This window comes from Klebsiella sp. KE9456 (genome assembly GCF_043832615.1).
Taxonomy (GTDB): Bacteria; Pseudomonadota; Gammaproteobacteria; order Enterobacterales; family Enterobacteriaceae; genus Klebsiella; species Klebsiella indica.
Genome location: NZ_JBDYQK010000016.1, coordinates 67,917 through 87,817, shown reverse-complemented (window position 1 = coordinate 87,817; position 19,901 = coordinate 67,917). Strand labels below are relative to the sequence as shown.

At 56.7% G+C, this 19,901-nt stretch carries 16 protein-coding genes; 14 read left to right on the top strand and 2 right to left on the bottom strand.

Features of this window, described 5'->3' with window-relative positions; genetic code table 11:
- Positions 1–159 precede the first annotated feature (159 nt).
- From ABK821_RS16885 to ABK821_RS16845, 9 genes are all read left to right on the top strand, one after another.
- Positions 160–1,584, top strand: coding sequence for a M20 family metallopeptidase (locus ABK821_RS16885; protein WP_395033998.1), 1,425 nt, complete (start codon positions 160–162; stop codon positions 1,582–1,584).
- The gene (locus tag ABK821_RS16880) at positions 1,581–2,855 is read left to right on the top strand and encodes an MFS transporter (protein WP_395033997.1); all 1,275 of its coding nucleotides are present in this window, start codon (positions 1,581–1,583) and stop codon (positions 2,853–2,855) included. The genes ABK821_RS16885 and ABK821_RS16880 overlap by 4 nt, the downstream gene beginning before the upstream one ends.
- Before the next feature lie 301 nt (positions 2,856–3,156).
- Entirely contained in the window at positions 3,157–3,852 is a 696-nt protein-coding gene (locus tag ABK821_RS16875) for an oligogalacturonate-specific porin KdgM family protein (RefSeq protein WP_395033996.1), read from the top strand.
- Between the two features lie 18 nt (positions 3,853–3,870).
- Positions 3,871–5,175: a histidine-type phosphatase gene (locus tag ABK821_RS16870; protein ID WP_395033995.1), complete on the top strand. Its 1,305-nt coding sequence runs from the start codon at positions 3,871–3,873 to the stop codon at positions 5,173–5,175.
- 212 nt (positions 5,176–5,387) lie between these two features.
- Entirely contained in the window at positions 5,388–7,208 is a 1,821-nt protein-coding gene (locus ABK821_RS16865; protein WP_395033994.1) for an ABC transporter permease, read from the top strand.
- 1 nt (position 7,209) lies between these two features.
- A complete protein-coding gene (locus ABK821_RS16860) occupies positions 7,210–8,289 on the top strand; it encodes an ABC transporter ATP-binding protein (protein WP_395033993.1) in 1,080 nt (359 codons plus the stop codon).
- 27 nt (positions 8,290–8,316) lie between these two features.
- Complete coding sequence (locus ABK821_RS16855; RefSeq protein ID WP_395033992.1) at positions 8,317–9,420, top strand: ABC transporter substrate-binding protein; 1,104 nt, start codon at positions 8,317–8,319, stop codon at positions 9,418–9,420.
- A 57-nt stretch (positions 9,421–9,477) separates the two neighbouring features.
- A complete protein-coding gene (locus ABK821_RS16850) occupies positions 9,478–10,923 on the top strand; it encodes an inositol monophosphatase family protein (RefSeq protein WP_395033991.1) in 1,446 nt (481 codons plus the stop codon).
- Positions 10,913–11,953, top strand: a complete 1,041-nt coding sequence (locus ABK821_RS16845; protein ID WP_395033990.1) for a substrate-binding domain-containing protein — start codon at positions 10,913–10,915, stop codon at positions 11,951–11,953. The genes ABK821_RS16850 and ABK821_RS16845 overlap by 11 nt, the downstream gene beginning before the upstream one ends.
- A 91-nt stretch (positions 11,954–12,044) precedes the next feature.
- On the opposite strand, the gene ABK821_RS16840 is transcribed toward ABK821_RS16845, so the two are convergent.
- The gene (locus tag ABK821_RS16840) at positions 12,045–12,497 is read right to left on the bottom strand and encodes a hypothetical protein (RefSeq protein WP_395033989.1); all 453 of its coding nucleotides are present in this window, start codon (positions 12,495–12,497) and stop codon (positions 12,045–12,047) included.
- 1,641 nt (positions 12,498–14,138) lie between these two features.
- On the opposite strand from ABK821_RS16840, the gene ssuE reads away from it, so the two are divergent.
- From ssuE to ssuB, 5 genes are read left to right on the top strand one after another with little or no spacing between them, the layout of a single operon-like run.
- Positions 14,139–14,696 carry an NADPH-dependent FMN reductase gene (gene ssuE, locus ABK821_RS16835; RefSeq protein ID WP_138361740.1) on the top strand — a complete coding sequence of 186 codons (558 nt, stop codon included), beginning with the start codon at positions 14,139–14,141 and terminating at the stop codon, positions 14,694–14,696.
- Positions 14,697–14,709: 13 nt separating this feature from the next.
- A complete protein-coding gene (locus ABK821_RS16830; RefSeq protein WP_343178983.1) occupies positions 14,710–15,669 on the top strand; it encodes a sulfonate ABC transporter substrate-binding protein in 960 nt (319 codons plus the stop codon).
- Between the two features lie 18 nt (positions 15,670–15,687).
- Positions 15,688–16,833 carry an FMNH2-dependent alkanesulfonate monooxygenase gene (ssuD, locus tag ABK821_RS16825; RefSeq protein WP_138361738.1) on the top strand — a complete coding sequence of 382 codons (1,146 nt, stop codon included), beginning with the start codon at positions 15,688–15,690 and terminating at the stop codon, positions 16,831–16,833.
- Positions 16,834–16,847: 14 nt separating this feature from the next.
- Positions 16,848–17,627 (top strand): aliphatic sulfonate ABC transporter permease SsuC, encoded by a 780-nt coding sequence (ssuC, locus tag ABK821_RS16820; RefSeq protein ID WP_343178984.1) that lies wholly within the window; start codon positions 16,848–16,850, stop codon positions 17,625–17,627.
- Positions 17,624–18,424, top strand: coding sequence for an aliphatic sulfonates ABC transporter ATP-binding protein (ssuB, locus tag ABK821_RS16815; protein ID WP_138361736.1), 801 nt, complete (start codon positions 17,624–17,626; stop codon positions 18,422–18,424). Before ssuC ends, ssuB begins: the two co-directional genes overlap by 4 nt.
- A 56-nt stretch (positions 18,425–18,480) precedes the next feature.
- On the opposite strand, the gene cbl is transcribed toward ssuB, so the two are convergent.
- Positions 18,481–19,434, bottom strand: a complete 954-nt coding sequence (cbl, locus tag ABK821_RS16810; protein ID WP_138361735.1) for an HTH-type transcriptional regulator Cbl — start codon at positions 19,432–19,434, stop codon at positions 18,481–18,483.
- Positions 19,435–19,901: the final 467 nt, after the last annotated feature.

Below are 19,901 nucleotides of genomic sequence, written 5' to 3'. Positions count from 1 at the left end.
TTCCTCTCTCTCGCCCTGGAATTGTGCAGTGTACCCTTATCAAAAAGGCAACGCCAAATTGCAATTATTATTATTGTGGCAAGGCTCTGTTCTGGTTTAGAACGAAAAGACAATAACAGCGATCTGCCCCATCGGGAGCAGACAGACAGGGCAAACAACATGACAACACAACAAATCATTGCGCAAGCGCTGGCGTGGTTCGACAGCGGCCATTTTAAAACCACACTTGCCGACAGGGTGGCCATTCCCAGCGAAAGCCAGCGCAGCGACCGGGATGAACAACTGCGCCGTTATTATGATGAAGCGTTTATTCCGGCTTTTCATGAAATGGGCTTTACCACTGAGGTTATCGCGAACCCTGTTAACGCCGCTCGCCCCTTTTTACTCGCCAGCCGAGTGGAAGATGACAGCTTGCCAACCGTCATGTGTTACGGGCACGGCGATGTGGTATTTGGCGACGATGCCCGCTGGGCGGAAGGACTGTCGCCGTGGACGCTGACCGAGCGCGACGGTAACTGGTACGGGCGCGGTGCGGCGGACAACAAAGGCCAGCACACCGTGAACCTGGCGGCGCTGGAGCAGGTGTTCCATGCACGCAGCGGGCGCCTGGGCTTTAACTGCGTCTGGCTATGCGAAATGGGCGAAGAGATCAGCTCGCCGGGGCTGGCAGCCGTATGCGAACAGTTGAAAACACGCATCAAGGCCGATCTGTTGATCGCCTCCGACGGCCCGCGTCTGAATGCACAGCGCCCGACGCTGTTCCTCGGTTCTCGCGGCTGCGTTAACTTCCGTCTGACCATCAATGCCCGCGCCAAAGATTACCACTCTGGTAACTGGGGGGGACTGCTGAGTAATCCCGGCACGCAACTGGCCAACGCCATTGCCAGCCTGGTGGATGGCAAAGGGGAGATTCAGCTTGCGGCCCTGAGGCCCCCAGCCCTGACGCCCACATTAAAAACCATTCTGGCGGACATCTCGCCAGCGCGCGGTAAGCACGATCCGGCGACCGACCCGAACTGGGGGGAGCCGGGTCTGACGGCGGCGGAAAAACTGTTCGGCTGGAACACGCTGGAGGTACTCTCTTTTCTTACCGGCAACCCGGCGCAGCCGATGAATGCGATTCCTGGTCAGGCGACCGCAGTCTGCCAGCTACGTTTTGTGGTCGGAACTGACTGGGCGCATCTGGAGCGGGCGGTTCGCGACCATCTGGACGCCCACGGTTTTTCCATGGTCGCCATTAGCGATATACGCGGGACTCCCGCAACGCGTTTCGACCCGACCGACCCGCTGGTCAGCTGGGCGCTGACGGCGATGGAGGAAACCACCGGTATCAAACCGGCACTGTTGCCTAACCTTGGTGGTTCGTTGCCAAACGATGTGTTTGCCGGGATTTTAGGGTTACCGACGTTGTGGGTGCCCCACTCATATCCCGCCTGCGGACAACATGCGCCGGATGAACATTTACCGATCGCCATTGCCCGTGAGGGCCTTGCCATCATGACTCGTCTGTTCTGGGATTTGGGCGAGCAAGGCGCAACACTGCTTGCCAGTCACCTTGCGCATCAAAACGGAGGTGCACAATGACAGCGCTCGTTCGAGAATCAAACCAGGCCAGCCCACGCCCGAATCTGGTGAAAACGCTCTTCGCCACCTGTATTGGCAATGCGCTGGAGTGGTTTGATATTGCAGTCTACGGTTTCTTTGCCAGCTATATCGCACAGGTCTTTTTCCCGACCACCAACCCAACGGTGTCATTGCTACTGGCATTCGGCAGTTTTGGTATCGCCTTCCTGATCCGCCCGCTGGGCGCGGTGATACTGGGGTCGTATGCTGATAAACATGGCCGTAAAGCGTCTCTGTTACTCTCTATCAACCTGATGATGCTGGGCGGCGCGATGATCACCTTTATGCCGGGCTATGCCACATTAGGGGTCGCGGCGCCGCTGCTTATTCTGCTTGCCCGCCTGATTCAGGGCTTCTCCGCTGGCGGGGAATTCGGCAGCTCGACGGCATTCCTTGTGGAGCACTTCCCGGAGCGTAAAACCTTTATCGCCAGTTGGCAGTTCGCGACACAGGGGGCGAGTACCCTGATGGCCTCGGCCTTCGGCCTGGGTCTGGCGCACTGGTTGACGCCGGAACAGTTGCTTGACTGGGGATGGCGCGTGCCGTTCGCCTTTGGCCTGTTGATTGGCCCGGTAGGTTTGTGGATCCGCCGCCATGTGCATGAACCCACGGCTTATGCCAGAACAGCGAAAACCCGCCATCCGGTGAAACTGCTGTTTGGTTCGCAAAAACGGCTGCTGGCGCTGGCGATCGGTCTGATGGTCGTCTCAACAGCAATTAACTACATGCTCAACTATGTGCCAACCTGGGCGACCAAAACGCTGGGGCTACCAGCCTCATCGGCGTACAGCGCCACCTTGCTGGCCGGGGTGATCCTCACGGTGGTAACCCCTGTTAGTGGTCTGCTGGCGGAGCGCGTTGGGCGCGAACGTTTACTGTGGACGGCGCTGGGGATGCTGGCTTTTACGCTGCTCCCGGCCTTCTGGCTGACCAGCCTGAACGTCACGCCGCTGTCGCTTTGCCTGCTGGTGGGCTGGATGGCCCTGCTGAAATCTATCTACTTCTCCACCATTCCGTCAGTAATGGCGGATATCTTTCCGGTCGCCACGCGCGCCAGTGGGATGTCCATCAGTTACAACATTGCGGTCACGGTATTCGGTGGGTTCGCCCCGTTTATCTGTACGCTACTCATCAGCGCCACAGGCAGCCATTTTGCCCCTGGTCTCTATCTGGTGTTGACGGTTTTCTTAAGTGTTACGGCTTTGTGGCAAACACAACGGCTGTTTCGCTAGTTTTACCCGCCATTCTCCTTCGGGAGAATGGCCTGACTTTTTGCGCCAGAAACACATTTTTCCTGCGCCATTCGCATCCGTAATAATCTTTTGCGGGTCAGATTCCGAACCCTGGTGTGCAAGATATTTCACCATCCGCAAAAGGTGCATAAATATCATCATCTGATTTTCTCTATTTCACTCGCCACTCGTCATTCAGACAAAATAGCACATTCATAAAATTGAATTATTTCTTAAATTTAAATGAAATATTTCATCCGTAAATTCCAGTTCCTCCTGATTAACCAAGATAAGAATCACCATGATTAAGAAAACTGTATTTCCAATGATGGCAGGAACTGGCTTTATTTTACTCTCACACTCCGCGTTGGCGCTGGAATTAAATTACGCGCACAAATACGAGGATATCTCCAGACAACACACTGATGAACTGGAAATCTCTCACGATTTCGAATCAGGCGTTGGCCTCGGGGTAAAACTGAAATTTCATCCGCAAGAAAAAGCCAATGGCGATGCCGGTGACGTCTTCGATCGGCGGAAGATTAATGAAAAAGAATTTAAGCTTAATTATACCCGGGACCTTACCGATAAGCTCAGTATTGAGCCGGGCATGGTCTTCGCCCTTAAAAGCAATGAGCAAAAATATAAGCCATCGATTAAATTTAAGTATCGCCTGTTTGATAAAACGCAACTCTCACTGCGTTATCGCAAAGAGATAAGTGACCGGGATGCAAAACCGACTAAGCGCGTTGATAAAGTTGAAGGAAAAATATCTCAAAAAATAAACAATTTTAAATTCAGTTACACCCTCATCTGGTATCACGGTAATGAGAATTTATATAATAATAAACGCCATGATGTTGAGCATAAGGTTGAAGTGGCATATCAGCTCACGCAACATTTTTCGCCCTATATCGGCGTAAAAAATGAGGCCGTCTCAAAAAGCGATTCCGCACGACAGACGGAATTCATCACCGGCATAACCTACGAATTTTAATCGCCCTCGGGAGTCGAAATGAAGAAATTACTGACGTTAAATCTGCTGCTGGTCTGCCTGAGCGCCAGCCTGATACCCGCGTCCCATGCGGCTCCGGCCGAAGCCTCACGCTATGAGCTGGAAAAAGTGGTGATGCTCTCCCGCCACGGCGTTCGCCCGCAAACAGATACCGCCGGGCTGGAAGCCGCCACCGGGAAAAAATGGCCGGAATGGAGCGTGCCGGATGGTTTTTTAACCGGTCATGGCTATGCGGGGATGCTGACGCAGGGAGCGTATCAGCTGGCCGCGTGGCGTGCTCAGGGGCTGCCTGTCGGGAAGCCCACATCCTGCCCGAAGCCCGGGAGCGTATGGCTATGGGCGGCCCCCGATCAGCGGACCAGAGCAACCGGAGAGGCGTTACTGGATGGCATGTTCCCCGGCTGCGGTCTGGCCATTCACGTCACGAAGAATCAGCACGACCCGCTCTTTGATACGATTGAAATGGGGATCGCCAGACCGAATGAAGATGCCGTGTATCAGCAGGTGAAAGAAAGAATCGGTTCTTCCGCCCAGGCGCAAAAAAAATACGCCGCGGCCGTCGCGGATTTACGCCACGCAGTGTGCGCCGACGATCGCAAAAGCTGTGCGTTTCTGGATAACGAATGGAACGTTAAAATAAATGAAAAAGGTAAAGTTAAATTAAGCGGCCCGGTATCTAAAGGCGCTTCGATTGGCGAAACCATTCGTCTGCAGTATAGCGAAAACTTGCCGTTATCCGAGGTCGCATTCGGCCAGGTGAAAAATGCCCAGGATGTGAACCGTTTAATGGCGCTGCATGCGGCAAAATATGACCTGATCAGCGATACGCCGGAATATGCCCGCCACGGCGGCTCGCTATTAATGCGTCAATTAATCGCGGCACTATCTTCCGGTACAAAAGCATCTGACAATGCATCGCAAAATACCCATCTGCAAAGCCCGCTGGTTATTTTTGTTGGCCATGATAGTAATATTGCACAGATCCAGACGATGCTCGGCTTTAACTGGCAACTGCCGGTCTATCCCCGCAATGATATTCCGCCTGGCGGCAGTCTGATTATGGCGCGCTACCTGGATAAAAAAACCGGAGAGAGATTCGTTCGCCTCACTTTCAGCGCCAGAACATTAGACCAATGGCGTCAACTTTCGCCGCTGAATGAACACAACCCGCTGCCGGTGGCTGAATTTAAATATCCCGGATGTCGTGAAACCACGCTGGGCGAGCTGTGCCCGCTGAATACGTTTGTCCGGCTGGCGGAAAAAAATCTGGTCGATGATGGCAAAGATTTAACAGTATTTCAGTGACGGGATATTTTGCAGCATCGTTAAATAGCGCCCTCTCTTGCCGAACGCCGCCAGTGGCTGCTCGCTGACGCCAGAACTGATTCCCCCCCCCATCGCGATATGGGGGGATAAAATAAATCCGTCAAAATTTGCACGTACGTGCAAAGAATTCGTAAAACTGTCACATTGCGCCGATATATTCCCGTCTGTCTTTCACCGCCAGGGGGAACCCCGTGTCTTACCAATCCGAAATCCGTCTCCACACCCTGTGGCCTAAATTGCGCCACCGACTGTCGATCATCAGCCAGGAACCCGCAAATCTGCTGGGCGCGCTACTGCTGCTGTTGTTCAGTTGGATCATCCTCGCGCCGGTTGTTTCCGTGCTGTTAAACGCGATCCTGGTACAAAGCGGCGACGAGAGCCGAACCGGGACAGCAGAAGGCGCGTTTACCGCCTGGTACCTGCTGCGCACGCTGACTTCCCGGATGTCAGACCTGCTGCTGTGGACGCCGCTGCTCAATACCCTGAGCGTGGCCCTGAGCACCGTGACGATCGCGCTTATCGTCGGCGTCTCGCTGGCATGGCTGATCAACCGTACTGATATCGCTGGCAGAAAAGGATTCGCCACCCTGCTGATCGTCCCGTTTATGCTGCCTTCCTGGACCTTTGCGCTGGCGTGGAACACGATTTTCAAAAATAACGCGATCGGCGGCCAGCCGGGATGGCTTGAGGCGATGGGGATCCAGACCCCGGACTGGGTGGCCTACGGTTACTTCCCGATTGTCGTCATCATGGTACTGCACTACACGCCGTTGGTGATCCTGATCGTTGGCAACGCGCTGCAACGTATGGACAGCCAGATGGAAGAGTGCGCGCGGGTGCTCGGCGCCTCGCGCATGGTTATCGCCTTTAAAGTTATTATCCCGCTGGTGCGCCCGGCGCTATTCTCCGCCGCGCTGTTAATCTTCGCCGACTGCATCGGCGAATTCGCCCTCCCCTATATTCTTGGCCTGCCGGTACATTTTGATACCCTCTCCACCGGACTGTACCGGGCAATCGGCACGCGTCAGTCCGGCGTCGCGGCGGTGATGGCCACGGTGATTATGCTGATGGGGATGCTGACCCTGATGCTGGATATGAAGATGCTACGCGAGGCAAAACGTTTTGTGACCGTGGGCGGTAAAGGCGTGATGGAACGTCGCCGCAGCCTGGGACGCTGGCGCGCAGCCGCCGCCGCGCTGCCGCTGTTATTCGTCTTGTTGGGGATGGTGATTCCTCTGCTGACGCTGTTTCTGTCGACGATAATGATGCTGCCTGGCCGCTTCACCGCCGATAACTTCACTCTTGCTTACTGGATTGGGCACAACCTCGATACCGTTGCCCTGCGCAACGGGATTCTGCTGACGCCGGAGTTCTGGCGCACGATCTGGAATACCTTGCTGATTGTCGGTTCGGCATCCGTCGCCTGCGGCGTGCTGGGTCTGCTGGTCGGCTATGTGGTGATGCGCTGCCACTTTCGCTGGGTGGCCGCCTGCCTGCGCCAGCTAACCTTCCTGCCTTATCTGGTGCCGGGTATCGCCTTTGCCGCCGCGTTTCTGTCGCTGTTTGCCGTAGCCCGGGGGCCGGTTCCGGCGCTATACGGCACGCCGTTGATTCTGATCCTGGCGCTGATTGCGGAAAAAATGCCGTATGCCAGCCGCGCGGGTATTGCCGCAATGACTCAGTTAGGTAAAGAAGCCGAAGAAGCGGCGCGGATCGCCGGAGCAGGCTGGATCGCCCGCATTCGCCGTATCGTCATCCCTATTCAGGCGGCCCCTCTGGCAGCCGGCATACTGCTGCCGTTTATCTCCGGCATCAAAGGCGTCAGCCTGTTCGTCATCCTTGCCACTCCGGCAACGGACGTGCTGACCACCTGGTCCCTGCGCCTGATTGATTACAACTACCAGCAGGCGGCCAATGCCGTGGTGCTGATGATTGCGCTGATTTCATGGGCCGGTACGGTGATGATCCAGAAGATCACGGGTACCGGTCTGGCTGATAGTCTGGAGAAATAACATGCCCGCGATTCATTTAAACAATCTGACGAAAACCTATCCGGGCAGCGATGCTCCGGCGGTTAACGCCATCAATCTGACGGTGAAAGACGGCGAATTTATGTGCCTGCTGGGGCCATCCGGCTGCGGCAAGACCACGATTCTGCGGATGATTGCCGGAATTGAGCACACCAGCGGCGGGGAGATCGCCATCGGCGATAAGATCGTCGATTCGGTGGATCGCGGTATTTACGTACCGCCGGAAAAACGCGGAATTGGCCTGGTCTTTCAAAGCTATGCTCTCTGGCCGCATATGACCGTGGAACAAAACGTTGATTTTGGCCTCCGCCTGCAAAAAATCCCCGCGACAGAGCGTATTGCCCGCAGCCAGGATGTCATGGAAAAACTGCGAATTGCCGATTACGCCAGGCGCTATCCGGCTCAGCTCTCCGGCGGCCAACAGCAGCGCGTTGCCCTCGCCCGGATGCTGGCGGTCAATCCCGGCGTACTGCTGCTGGACGAACCGCTCTCCAATCTCGACGCCGCGCTGCGCCTGGAGATGCGCGCCGAGCTGCGCCGCCTGCATGAAACCTTTGGCACCACCATCGTATTTGTCAGCCACGACCAGTGGGAAGCCATGACCCTGGCCACCACGATTGCGGTGATGAGCGCCGGACAAATGCAGCAGGTGGGAACGCCGGATGAGATCTACACTACCCCGGCAAACCGCTTTGTTGCCGAGTTTATCGGCACGCCGCGCCTGAATATGATCCCGCTTCACCAGCCGGACAGCGGGCTGGCGCAGCACCTGCAACGGCGCTTCGCGCTGTCCGGGCAGGCCCGACACTGCGGCATCCGCCCGGAGGAAATCGTCCTCAGCGACGCTTCTGACAACCACAGTATCCCGATGATCATCGATAACATTATGCCCACCGGCGGCAGTTGGGTAATTGAGCTGGTTGCCGGCGAGGATCGGCTGTTTCACTCCACGCAGATTCGACCTCACTGGCAGGCTCGCCAGCAGGTGCATTGCCTGCTACCGACCGCGTCCCTGCACTTCTTTAATCACAACGGGCTACGTCACGACGTTGGCACGAATTAACCGGATACTGACTCCTGAGGAACCACTATGAAGCGTAATTTCACCGCCGTGTTGATCGCCAGCGCTCTGCTAAGCGCGCCCTGTGTCCAGGCTGAAACCTTTAACCTTCAGGCACTGATCGCCGCCGCGAAGAAAGAGCCGCCGCTTACCGTGTATGCTTCCACCGGTAAAATCGTGCAACAGGCGAAAGCCTTCAGCGCGAAATATGGGCTACAGGCCAGCGGCGTAAAAGCCGATGCGCCGCAGATTATCGAGATTATGAGCCGGGAAGCCCAGGCGAAGAATGTGCGGGCCGATGTCGCCATTGTTGAGGATGCGCCTGCGGGGATGATTCAGCTACTGAATAAAGGCTATGTGCAGAGCTGGGTGCCGGACGATCTGAAAGGCCGCATCGCCGCCCGCTATCAGAAGCCGCTGACCGTGGTACTGGCCCCGAACGTGTTCGCCTATAATACCGCGCATCACGCCACCTGCCCGATTAACAATATCTGGCAGCTAACCGAATCCCAGTGGCACGGTCGGGTGGCCATGCAGGACCCCACCGGCAAACCGGCCTATACCGACTGGTTCAGCCAGATGGAAACCCACTACGACCAGCAGGTTCGCGACGCGTATCAGCAGGCATTTGGCAAACCGCTGAAAACCGATGAGAAATCGGCCACCGCGGCATGGGTGAAAGCGCTGGCGGGCAATGGCGTACTGCTGACCCATTCGGATAATGATGCCGCCTCCGCCATCGGCGCGCCGGATAGCAACACCGACTTTGTCGGCCTGGTTTCCACCGCCAAATTCCGCGACAACAAGCTGGGAATGAAGCTTGGACTGTGCAGCGGATTAAAGCCGTTTATCGGCTGGAATTACCCGAGCCTCGGCGTAATCGCCACCGGCAGTAAAAGTCCCAATAGCGCGAAGTTATTTATTCACTATCTGCTGACCGCCGAAGGCATCGCGCCGCAGGGCATAGACGGCAAAATGTCCACCAACCAGACGGTCACACTCCCGGCCGATGAGGAGTCCGGCATTGAACAATATCGCGGCGAATTAATGGAATACCACACCGCTACGGTACAAAAGGACTGGCAAAGCCGCCAGGACTGGCAGGACTTCTGGAGCCTGAACGATAAAAAATAACGTTCCGGTACGGCGACAAAACAAAATATCTTTCATTCAGAACAGGCGGCACATACCTTGACCACTATCGATATTGAACAGCATGAAACGGCGCTCAAACGCATTATTGTCGCCGCCGGGGATACCGCCCTGCGCTTCTTCGTCTCCCGCAAAGCGGGCGAATATGCGCTTAAAGGCCCTCAGGATTTTCTGACCGAGGCCGATACGTTCGTTGAAGGCGAGGTTGTCGGCGCGATTCGCGAGGCTTTTCCGGACGATCTGATTCTCGGCGAAGAGAGCGCCAGCCAGCCCGCCAGCGCGGAGAGCCTGTGGGTGGTGGACCCGATTGACGGTACCGCCAACTTTGCCCGCGGCATTGCCCATTTTTGCGTCTGCATCGCCTGGGTGTGTCGCGGCGTCACCGAACTGGGGGCAATTTATAACCCGGTAAGCCAGGAACTTTATCAGGCTCGTCGCGGCCGCTACGCGCTGAAAAACGGCCAGCCTCTGCGCTGTACCGCGATTACCGAGCCACAGTTAGCCGCCGTGGAACTGGGGTGGTCGGCGCGTCACAGCCAGCGCCGCTACCTGGACGTCATGGCGTCCCTCCTCACGCTGGGCGCCAGCGTACGCCGCGGCGGCTCCGGGGCGCTGGCGCTGGCCTGGGTGGCGGAAGGCCGCACCGACGGATATATCGAGATGCATATGAACGCCTGGGATTGCCTGGCCGGACTGCTGCTGGTGCGTGAAGCGGGCGGGCGGACCGGCATCATACCCGATAGCGCCGAAGGTATCTTCAATGGCCTGCCGGTACTGGCCGTCGCGCCGGGCATCGCCGTCGCGCTGGCTCGCGCATCGGGCATTCCGCTGGCGCTCGATGCGCAGTCCTCCACCTCCGCTGCCGCGCAACCGCCGGGCGTGCGCTATCCTCGCCCGGCAATCAGTCTGATAGAGGAAGATTTTCCCGGTTGGGGGATGAATATTTACATCGGCGACTCTTGTGGGGTGAGCGATACAGCGTTGCTGGCGGAACATGATATCGGCATCGTCATTAACTGCGCGGTCAACCTTGATATTGACTGGGTGATCCTGCCGGAAGCGGCCACTGCGGCGCATCTGCTTTGCCACGGCGCAGGGCCGGTGCGCTACTATAAGCTGGGGCTTGTTGATGGTGAGGGCAACGCGCCGGAGATGCTGCATGCGGGCTATCACCTGATGCGCTCGGCGCTGCTGCAACAGATCCCGAACAAAGCCTCCTACCGCAATCGTAAACGGGGCAACATCCTCGTCAACTGCCGCGGCGGTCGCAGCCGTTCCGTAGCGCTTGTCGCGCTGTTTATGCACCTGGAGTGCCCGGAACGCTTCCCGACTCTCGACGACGCCATCGCCCGGGTCCGCGACCGGCGTCAACTCCATCCCGATGAATGGTTTGAAACGCCGAAACCGTCGCTGACTCGCCTGGCCGAACATGCCGTTATGCGCGAACGGGCAATTGCCGCAGCGGAGCAAGGCCATGAGCAATAACGCGCAGAACAACAATCCCGGCTTCGCCAGCGCCAGCGAGGTAGCGCGCCTGGCGGGCGTCTCCCGCTCGGCGGTGTCACGCACCTTTACCCCAGGAAGAAGCGTTTCCGCCGAAACACGACGCAAAGTGCTTGCTGCCGCAGAGGCGCTGAATTATCACGTCAACCACCTGGCGCGCGGTCTCTCCAAGGAAGCCAGCCGCCCGGTCTGTATTCTTGGCGGCAACCTGTCATCGCCTTATCAGTCCCGCCTGCTTGAGCACCTGACCCGCCGCCTGCACAAAGCCGGACGGGCGGTTATGGTGATTAACACCGATGACGGTGAAGCGAATGTCAGGGCAGCATTACAGCAGACGCTGAACTATCGTTCGACCGCCACTATCGTGCTGTCGGGTAAACCGCCTGCGTCTCTGATTGAACAGTGCCTGCAAAGCGGACAGCAGGTGATCCTGATCAACCGCCAGGGGGAGTTTCCCAACGCAGAGAATATCGATATCGATTACAGCGCGACAATGAACGCGGCATTTGACCATCTGATTGCCGCGGGATGCCGGAATCTGGCCATCGTCTCTTCCGCCGCCCGTTCACCGAGCATGGTGATCCGTGAAACCCGCTTTCTGGCGGCCGCCGCCGCAGCCAATACCGATGTGGCGCTTATCCGCCCCGGCAGCGCCAGCTACCAGACCGGCGTGCTCGCCGCACGGGAACTGTTAAACCAGAATACGCCTCCCGACGGTGCATTCTGCGTCACCGACCTTATCGCCTGCGGCTTTATTGATGCCGCTCGTTACGAATTTGGCCTTCGCATTCCGCAAGATCTCTGTGTGATCGGCTTCGATGATATTGAGCAGGCCAGCTGGCTGGGCTACCAGCTCACCACCTTCTCGCAGCCGCTGGCTGAGATGGCGGAAGCCGCATGTGAACGGCTTCTCTCTCCCTGCGCGGACGCAGCGGGCAGCCAGTTGTTTGATGCGCGTCTGGTAAGACGCGGCACGCTGCGCCCGGCGGTAAATACGAAGGAGATGGTTTGAAATAGACGCCGGGCGGAAATATAGATTGCCTCCGTTTCGGCGACGACCACAACGGGCACGTTTTTTTGCGACCAGGCCCGCTGGAATACCATCAATGGGATGCCCTGTTCTCACTCTCAGGCAGGTAAATATTTTGAATATTCAGATGGTGCGACAGCTCGCGGAGAATGATCAGGTAGCTGATAAAATGCGGGTCATCCGGGAATGCCTCCGCCCGCCACGGACTGCCGGAAACCACATCGGCAACCCTGTTGAACAGATCTTCAATATCGCCCTGGGTCAGGGGGTTAAGCTCACCCGCAATCCGCGAAATCGCTTTCAGATAATCGTCAGAACAGCGGAATGTCCCGGCAACGGCGTGTAACCCGGTCTCAGCCTGAATACAGTCTTCGATGGTTGCGATCGCCATCTCGACATCATAAGGCGAAGGGATCCTGTGACGGAAAAACCGCCCGGCCACGGAGGCATACCCGACGGGCAGGGAAATGGCTGGCGACGAGAATGTCACCTGGTCCGGGTGAATCGACAAAAATGCATTATTCATTGCTATCCTTCCTGAAGAAACTCGCTCGCTGTAACCGTATAGCGTAAATCCAGAGACCAGGCGTCGTCCAGCCTGATGCGTGCCGATTTGCGCCAACCGAAAGCCATATTGCCGACGCCACCTGTCGTAATGCTGGTCAGTTGCGTTTATGGCTGGCTGAGCGGTTCTGTCAATCGGTGGTTTAAACGAAAATCTGATTCAGTTGATTCGCTTACTGAGCTGATACAGGCTGAAATATAAAGGATATAACCTTTTTATAATTTTCAGCCTCTGAAAAGCCCCTGACGAATAACGGACTCACCGCATGGGGGTTGGGCGCATCAAGGAAACCTGGCGGGAACGCAGGCGCGCATCCAGGACTGGCCGCCAGGACGGCGACCAGAGGGCGGGTCGAGACAGGGACGTCGAGTCCCGCCCGGTCCGCCAGATGAAGCCGGAGTGGAGCGGACCGCGCAGCGGCAGGTTTTCAGCGCCATGCCGGGGGTGCAGGGGGACGGGCGAAACGTCCCCCTGCACGTTCACACGCTGCGGAGATAACGAATATCCTCGTACTGACGGTGAACGGAACAACCCACTGAACCAGAATATGAGGCCCCAGAGCAGCGCCACCGGAGGATAACAGGCCGGGTTTCGCTACCATGCCCGCATTCCTGTCAGGTGGCGGCTGACGCCTTACCTGACCTGGAAAACCATAAATACAGGCCCTGCGCCACGGGTTCCGTTCACCGTAATCCCGCAGAAAATGAACTACCGTCGCCCGTGAACGGGTAAAGGGGGAGAAAACCGTCCCCCCCTTTACAATCCCCGCGGTCCCGCAAAGAAACCGGTGCTGCGCACTGCGCTCACCTCCCGGCCCTCAGCCTGCGGTCGGCTCAACTCGGCGTCATGCCTCGATTCGCCTCTGGCCGCCATCCCTGGCGTCCAGCCCTTGTCTTCGGGTCTCCGGTTCGCCGGTTTCAGCGGGCACCAGGGCATCGCTGTGGGTTTTGTGGTTTCAGCAGCGTATTCGTCGCTGCTTAAAGAAACAGTTTTTTATCACTTTCAGCGGTCAGGCAGTTGCAGGTTTACTGCGGGCTCACCGCCGGGGGGGTTGGGCGCATCAAGGAAACCTGGCGGGAACGCAGGCGCGCATCCAGGACTGGCCGCCAGGACGGCGGCCAGAGGGCGGGTCGAGACAGGGACGTCGAGTCCCGCCCGGTCCGCCAGATGAAGCCGGAGTGGAGCGGACCGCGCAGCGGCAGGTTTTCAGCGCCATGCCGGGGGTGCAGGGGGACGGGCGAAACGTCCCCCTGCCCGTTCACACGCTGTGGATATAACGAATATCCGCGAATTTATAGTGAACGGAACTGACCACGGAATCTGAATGGGTGAAAACGGCGTCATGCTCGCCAGAACCACCGATAATGCGATTACGACAGGCAAATAAAACAAAAGACAACACCAATAATTTGCTTAAGTGAACGGCATTGCGCCACCCGTCGCGGTTTCCGCGAAATTCCCCGCAGCACCTCAGCGAGGTTATCTGATTATTCACTTTTTATTTCACAATAATTTATTTCCTCTGCGCTCACTCTCCTGCCAGACTTCGAAACATGTTATTAACACTTCAAAAACAATAACCAAAGGTTATAAGGAGTTGCTATGCGCGTGTTAACGCTGGGCGGAAGTCCACGCTACCCTTCCCGAACGGCTGCTTTATTAAGCCATGCCGGGAAATGGCTGAAAGAACAAAACATTGAAGTCCTTCCCTGGCACATCAGCAATCTGCCGCCGGAAGATCTGTTTAACGCCCGCGTTGACAGCCCGGCGTTAAACACATTTAACCGACAACTGGAAAGCGCCGATGGCTTGATTATCGCAACGCCGATTTATAAAGCCTCATTCAGCGGCGTACTGAAAGCCTTGTTAGACCTTTTACCTGAGCGCGCGCTGGCACACAAAGTGGTGTTGCCCTTTGCGACCGGCGGCTCTCTCGCCCATATGCTGGCGCTGGATTACAGCCTTAAACCCGTGCTCAATGCGCTGAAAGCCCAGGAGATCCTCCAGGGGGTGTTCGCCGATGACAGCCAGATCGCTCACTATGAACGAACCCCGCTGTTCACGCCTGCGCTGGAACAACGACTGGATGACGCGCTGAACACTTTCACCCAGGCGCTGGAACGTCGTCAGACTGTTACACCGCTGCGTCAGAGCGCATAACAAGGAGCCACCGATGTCATTATGGAATCATCGCGTTATCACCGGACTGTTACTGGCAGGCGCGCTGGGCTTTACCGCGTTGTCGCAGGCCGCAGACGCCCCGTCACAATTGCGCGTTGGCTATCAGAAAGGTTCTGTGGCGCTGGTACTGGCCAAAAGCCAGCACCTGCTGGAAAAACGTTTTCCTCATACCCGCATCACCTGGAACGAATTTCCTGCGGGGCCGCAAATGCTCGAAGCGTTGAATGTTGGCAGCATTGATATCGCCAGCACCGGCGAAGTACCGCCCATTTTTGCTCAGGCGGCAGGAACCGATTTGGTTTATATCGGCGAGGAACCGCCTAAACCAAAGGCCGAAGTGATTCTGGTGGCGAAAAATAGTCCGATAAAAACGGTTGCTGAGCTGAAGGGCCGTAAGGTGGCTTTTCAGAAAGGTTCCAGCGCCCATAATCTCCTCCTGCTTCTGCTGCAAAAGGCGGGGCTGAAATTCACTGACATTCATCCCATCTATCTGACTCCGGCAGATGCCCGCGCGGCATTCCAGCAAGGCGATGTCGATGCGTGGGCGATCTGGGATCCCTACTACTCTGCCGCATTGCTACAGGGCGGCGCGCAGGTGCTGGCCGATGGCAGCAGCATAACCCGCGCGGGCTCGTTCTATCTGGCTTCACGCGACTATGCCACCCGGCATGGTCCGTTTTTACAGCAGGTCCTGCAGGTTCTGACTCAGGCAGATGCGCTGACCCGCAGTCAGCGTGAGCAAAGCATTGACCTGCTGTCTCAATCCCTGGGCCTGCCAAAGGCGGTCATCGCCAGTTATCTCGATCACCGTCCGCTCACCGTCATTAAGCCGGTGGAGGATTCTACGCTGAAAGCCCAGCAAAAAACGGCCGACCTGTTCTATCAAAACCACCTGATCCCTAAAGCTGTGGATGTTTCCAGTCTGATCTGGCATTTCCACGCCGCGCAATAGGAAATAGAGGCAAACACAATGAGTCTGAACATTTTTTGGTTTCTTCCCACACATGGCGATGGCCGTTATCTTGGCAGCGACGCGTCCGCACGCACGGTGGACCACAGCTATTTGCAACAGATTGCGCAAGCCGCGGATCGGATTGGTTTTGGCGGCGTGTTAATCCCGACGGGCAGTTCCTGTGAAGACGCCTGGCTAGTGGCGTCGTCGCTGATTCCCGTGACCCGTCGGCTGCGCTTTCTGGTTGCGCTGCGTCCGGGCGTTGTTTCACCGACGCTGGCCGCACGTCAGGCCGCCACCCTGGATCGACTCTCTAACGGTCGCGCGTTATTCAATCTGGTGACCGGCGGCAATCCGGAAGAATTAGCTGGCGAAGGTCTGTTTCTTGATCACGCGGAGCGTTACCAGGCCTCGGCAGAATTTACGCACGTCTGGCGGCGGCTGTTATCCGGCGAGAAAGTGGATTTTGCCGGTAAACATGTGCAGGTCAAAGGCGCTCAACTCCTTTTTCCACCTGTACAACGACCGCACCCGCCACTCTACTTTGGCGGTTCCTCCGACGAAGCTCAGGACCTGGCGGCAGAACAGGTGGATTTATATCTGACCTGGGGGGAACCGGTCCCTGAGGTGAGAGAAAAACTGGAACAGGTACGCGCCAAAGCGGCGGCCCAGGGACGGAAGATTCGTTTCGGGATTCGTCTACATGTCATTGTGCGTGAAACCAATGAGGAAGCCTGGCAAGCCGCAGAACAGCTGATCTCCCGGCTGGATGATGACACCATTGCGAAAGCGCAGGAAGCGCTGGCGCGCTTTGACTCGGTGGGGCAGCGGCGTATGGCGCAACTGCATGGCGGTAAGCGGGACAAGCTGGAAATCAGCCCCAACCTGTGGGCCGGTATCGGACTGGTTCGCGGCGGCGCGGGTACCGCGCTGGTCGGTGACCCGCAGACTGTCGCAGAGCGGATTAAAGAATATGCCGCTCTCGGTATAGACACCTTCGTGCTCTCCGGGTATCCGCACCTGGAAGAGGCATATCGGGTAGGAGAACTTCTGTTTCCCCTGCTCGATGTGGCGGTACCGGCTATTCCTCAACCGTTCTCGCAACGCGCGCAGGGTGAAATTGTCGGCAACAGTTTCGCGCCACTGAAAGCCGCGCAAAGTTAAGAGGCAGAACCGTGATGAAGAAGATACTGCACCGGCTGATCCCCTGGCTACTGCCGCTAACGCTAATTGCCCTGTGGCAAATCGCATCGCAGGCTGGCTGGTTGTCAACCCGTATTCTCCCTGCTCCTGATGCCGTCGCTGCAACGTTCTGGCGGCTCACGGTTGACGGCGAGCTGTGGCAAAACCTCTCCATCAGCACCTGGCGTGCGTTGACCGGTTTTGCCATCGGCGGATCCATCGGCCTGGGGCTGGGATTGATAACGGGCCTGTCACGCATCGGCGAACGCGTGCTCGACACCTCGGTGCAAATGCTGCGTAACGTTCCTCATCTGGCGCTGATCCCGCTGGTGATTCTGTGGTTCGGGATTGATGAAAGCGCCAAAATCTTCCTGGTGGCGCTGGGTAGCCTGTTTCCGGTCTATCTGAATACGTTTCACGGCATCCGTAACCTCGACCGCGGTCTGTTAGAGATGGCCCGCAGCTACGGGCTTTCGGGATTTAGTCTCTTCTGGCAGGTGATACTTCCCGGCGCGCTGCCGTCGATTATGGTCGGGGTCCGTTTTTCTTTGGGGCTGATGTGGCTGACATTAATCGTTGCGGAAACTATCTCAGCCAACGCCGGTATTGGCTACCTGGCGATGAACGCCCGTGAGTTCCTGCAAACCGATGTGGTGGTGGTCGCCATCATCCTTTACGCCCTGCTGGGCAAGCTGGCGGACACCGTGGCGCAACTTCTGGAGCGCGTCTGGCTACGCTGGCATCCTGCTTATCAACCTTCGGAGGAACCGGCATGATACATTCCGATTCGCCTTCTCCTGCCCGCCTGAACAGCGGTCTCCCCCTGCATCTCGATAACGTGAGCAAATATTACGGCGAACGCGTCATTCTTGACGCACTGCAATTACACATTCCCGCCGGTCAGTTTGTCGCCGTGGTTGGCCGCAGCGGCTGTGGCAAGAGCACGCTGTTACGCCTGCTGGCCGGATTAGAGTCCGTTTCCAGCGGCGCGCTACGGGCTGGCGCCTCGTCGCTCGAAAACGCGCGCCAGGATATTCGCCTGATGTTTCAGGATGACCGCTTACTGCCCTGGAAACGGGTAATGGATAATGTCGGGCTCGGATTAAAAGGCGACTGGCACAGCCCGGCGCGCCAGGTATTGTCGGCGGTTGGACTGGCATCTCGTGCGGGTGAGTGGCCCGCCGCGCTATCAGGCGGCCAGAAACAGAGAGTCGCGCTAGCCCGTGCGTTGATCCATAATCCCGGCCTGCTGCTACTCGACGAACCGTTAGGCGCGCTGGACGCGCTGACCCGTATCGAAATGCAGAGTCTCATTGAATCGTTATGGCAAGAGCAGGGATTCACCGTATTGCTGGTGACGCATGATGTTGCCGAAGCGGTCACGATGGCCGATCGGGTGCTGCTAATAGAAGAGGGTAAAGTCGGTCTCGATGTGACAATAGACTTGCCTCGCCCGCGTCGTCGCGGTTCTGCAAGGCTGGCAGAACTGGAGGCGCAAGTGCTCGATCGAATCCTGACCCCCTCCCCCAGCGAAGTGTTTTCCCGGGCGCGGGCCGTAAAAACGGCGCGATAATCCTCCACAATTGCGTGGCGCAAGCCGCCACGCTTTTCACGGAGGTCAGTAGAACATCATATTTGATAGTCAATAACGCTGTGCGGATTTTCCGCGAAGATCTGCGTCTTAATCTCTTCCAGCGTCAGTTCCGGATTGCATAACTGGATAAACTTCCAGGTATAGTTACGCTGTAACTGACCGCGTTTTAGCCCCACCCAGACGGTATTCGCTTCGAAAAGATGTTCAGCGTTTAGCTTAACCAGGCCGCGATCGCGCGCCGGATCATACGACATATCCGCCACGATACCTACGCCCAGCCCCTGCTCCACATAGGTTTTGATTACATCCGAATCCTGCGCGCTGATAGAGATTTGCGGCATAAGCCCCACGGCAGTGAACGCCCGGTCAATACGGGAACGCCCGGTGATACCTTGTCGATAGGTGATTAAGGGACAGGCATTGAGCTTATCCAGCGTGATGAGAGGTTCCTGTTCCAGCGCGTGCCCTTCGGGGACAAGGATCGCATGGTGCCAGTGATAATAAGGAAAGGCGGTCAGGGAATCTGCATTCCGTAGCTTTTCAGTCGCAATACCGATATCCGCCTCGCCGGTTTCCAGCATGGCGACAATTTCATCCGGCGAGCCCTGGTTAAGCGCCAGACGAACCTTGGGATAGAGTTCACGGAACGCCTTAATAACGGACGGCAGACTATAACGCGCCTGCGTATGCGTGGTCGCAATCACCAGTTGCCCGCTGTCGTTGTTACTGAATACGTTGGCCAGTCGACGTATATGGCTAGCGTCATTAAGAATACGTTCCGCCATAATCAATAGTTCTTTACCGGGATCGGTCATCCCCAGTAAACGTTTCCCCCGGCGAACGAAAATCTCAATGCCCAGTTCATCTTCCAGCTCGCGTATATGGCGGCTGACGCCTGACTGCGAGGTGTATAGCGTATTCGCAACCTCTGTCAGATTAAAATTGCACCGTACGGATTCGCGTATGATACGTAATTGCTGGAAATTCACATTCAACCCCATCGTGATCGCTGTCGTTAACTCTATTGATACAAAGCAATCTTATTCCCGACAAATAAAAAAAATCACTCACATATATCAAAAACAAATAAAGACATCCGTCTGGTATCGACAAAACAAGCAAAATCGGGAGTGCGCAGGGCTCGTCTCAGAAAATCGGTTCATCGGTAACGTGAGCACGCCTCTCCGCCCGGCAGAATATGAGACCAATCAAGGCGTGTGACAGCGTCAGCCAAACTGGCGTTTTGGGTTTTATCCGGCGACCTAGTCCCATTCCTGGCGCCAGAAAAATTAAGCATTTGCAGGATAATGCCGAAGCAGCAAATCTGATAATTGCCGACGCGGATATCAGTACGCTCGACAGCATTTTTACGCCAGATAATATTCATGGATTACGATATAACCCGAGCGATTTTGATTTAATCGATAAATAGCCAACCGAAATCCGTATTCCCGCA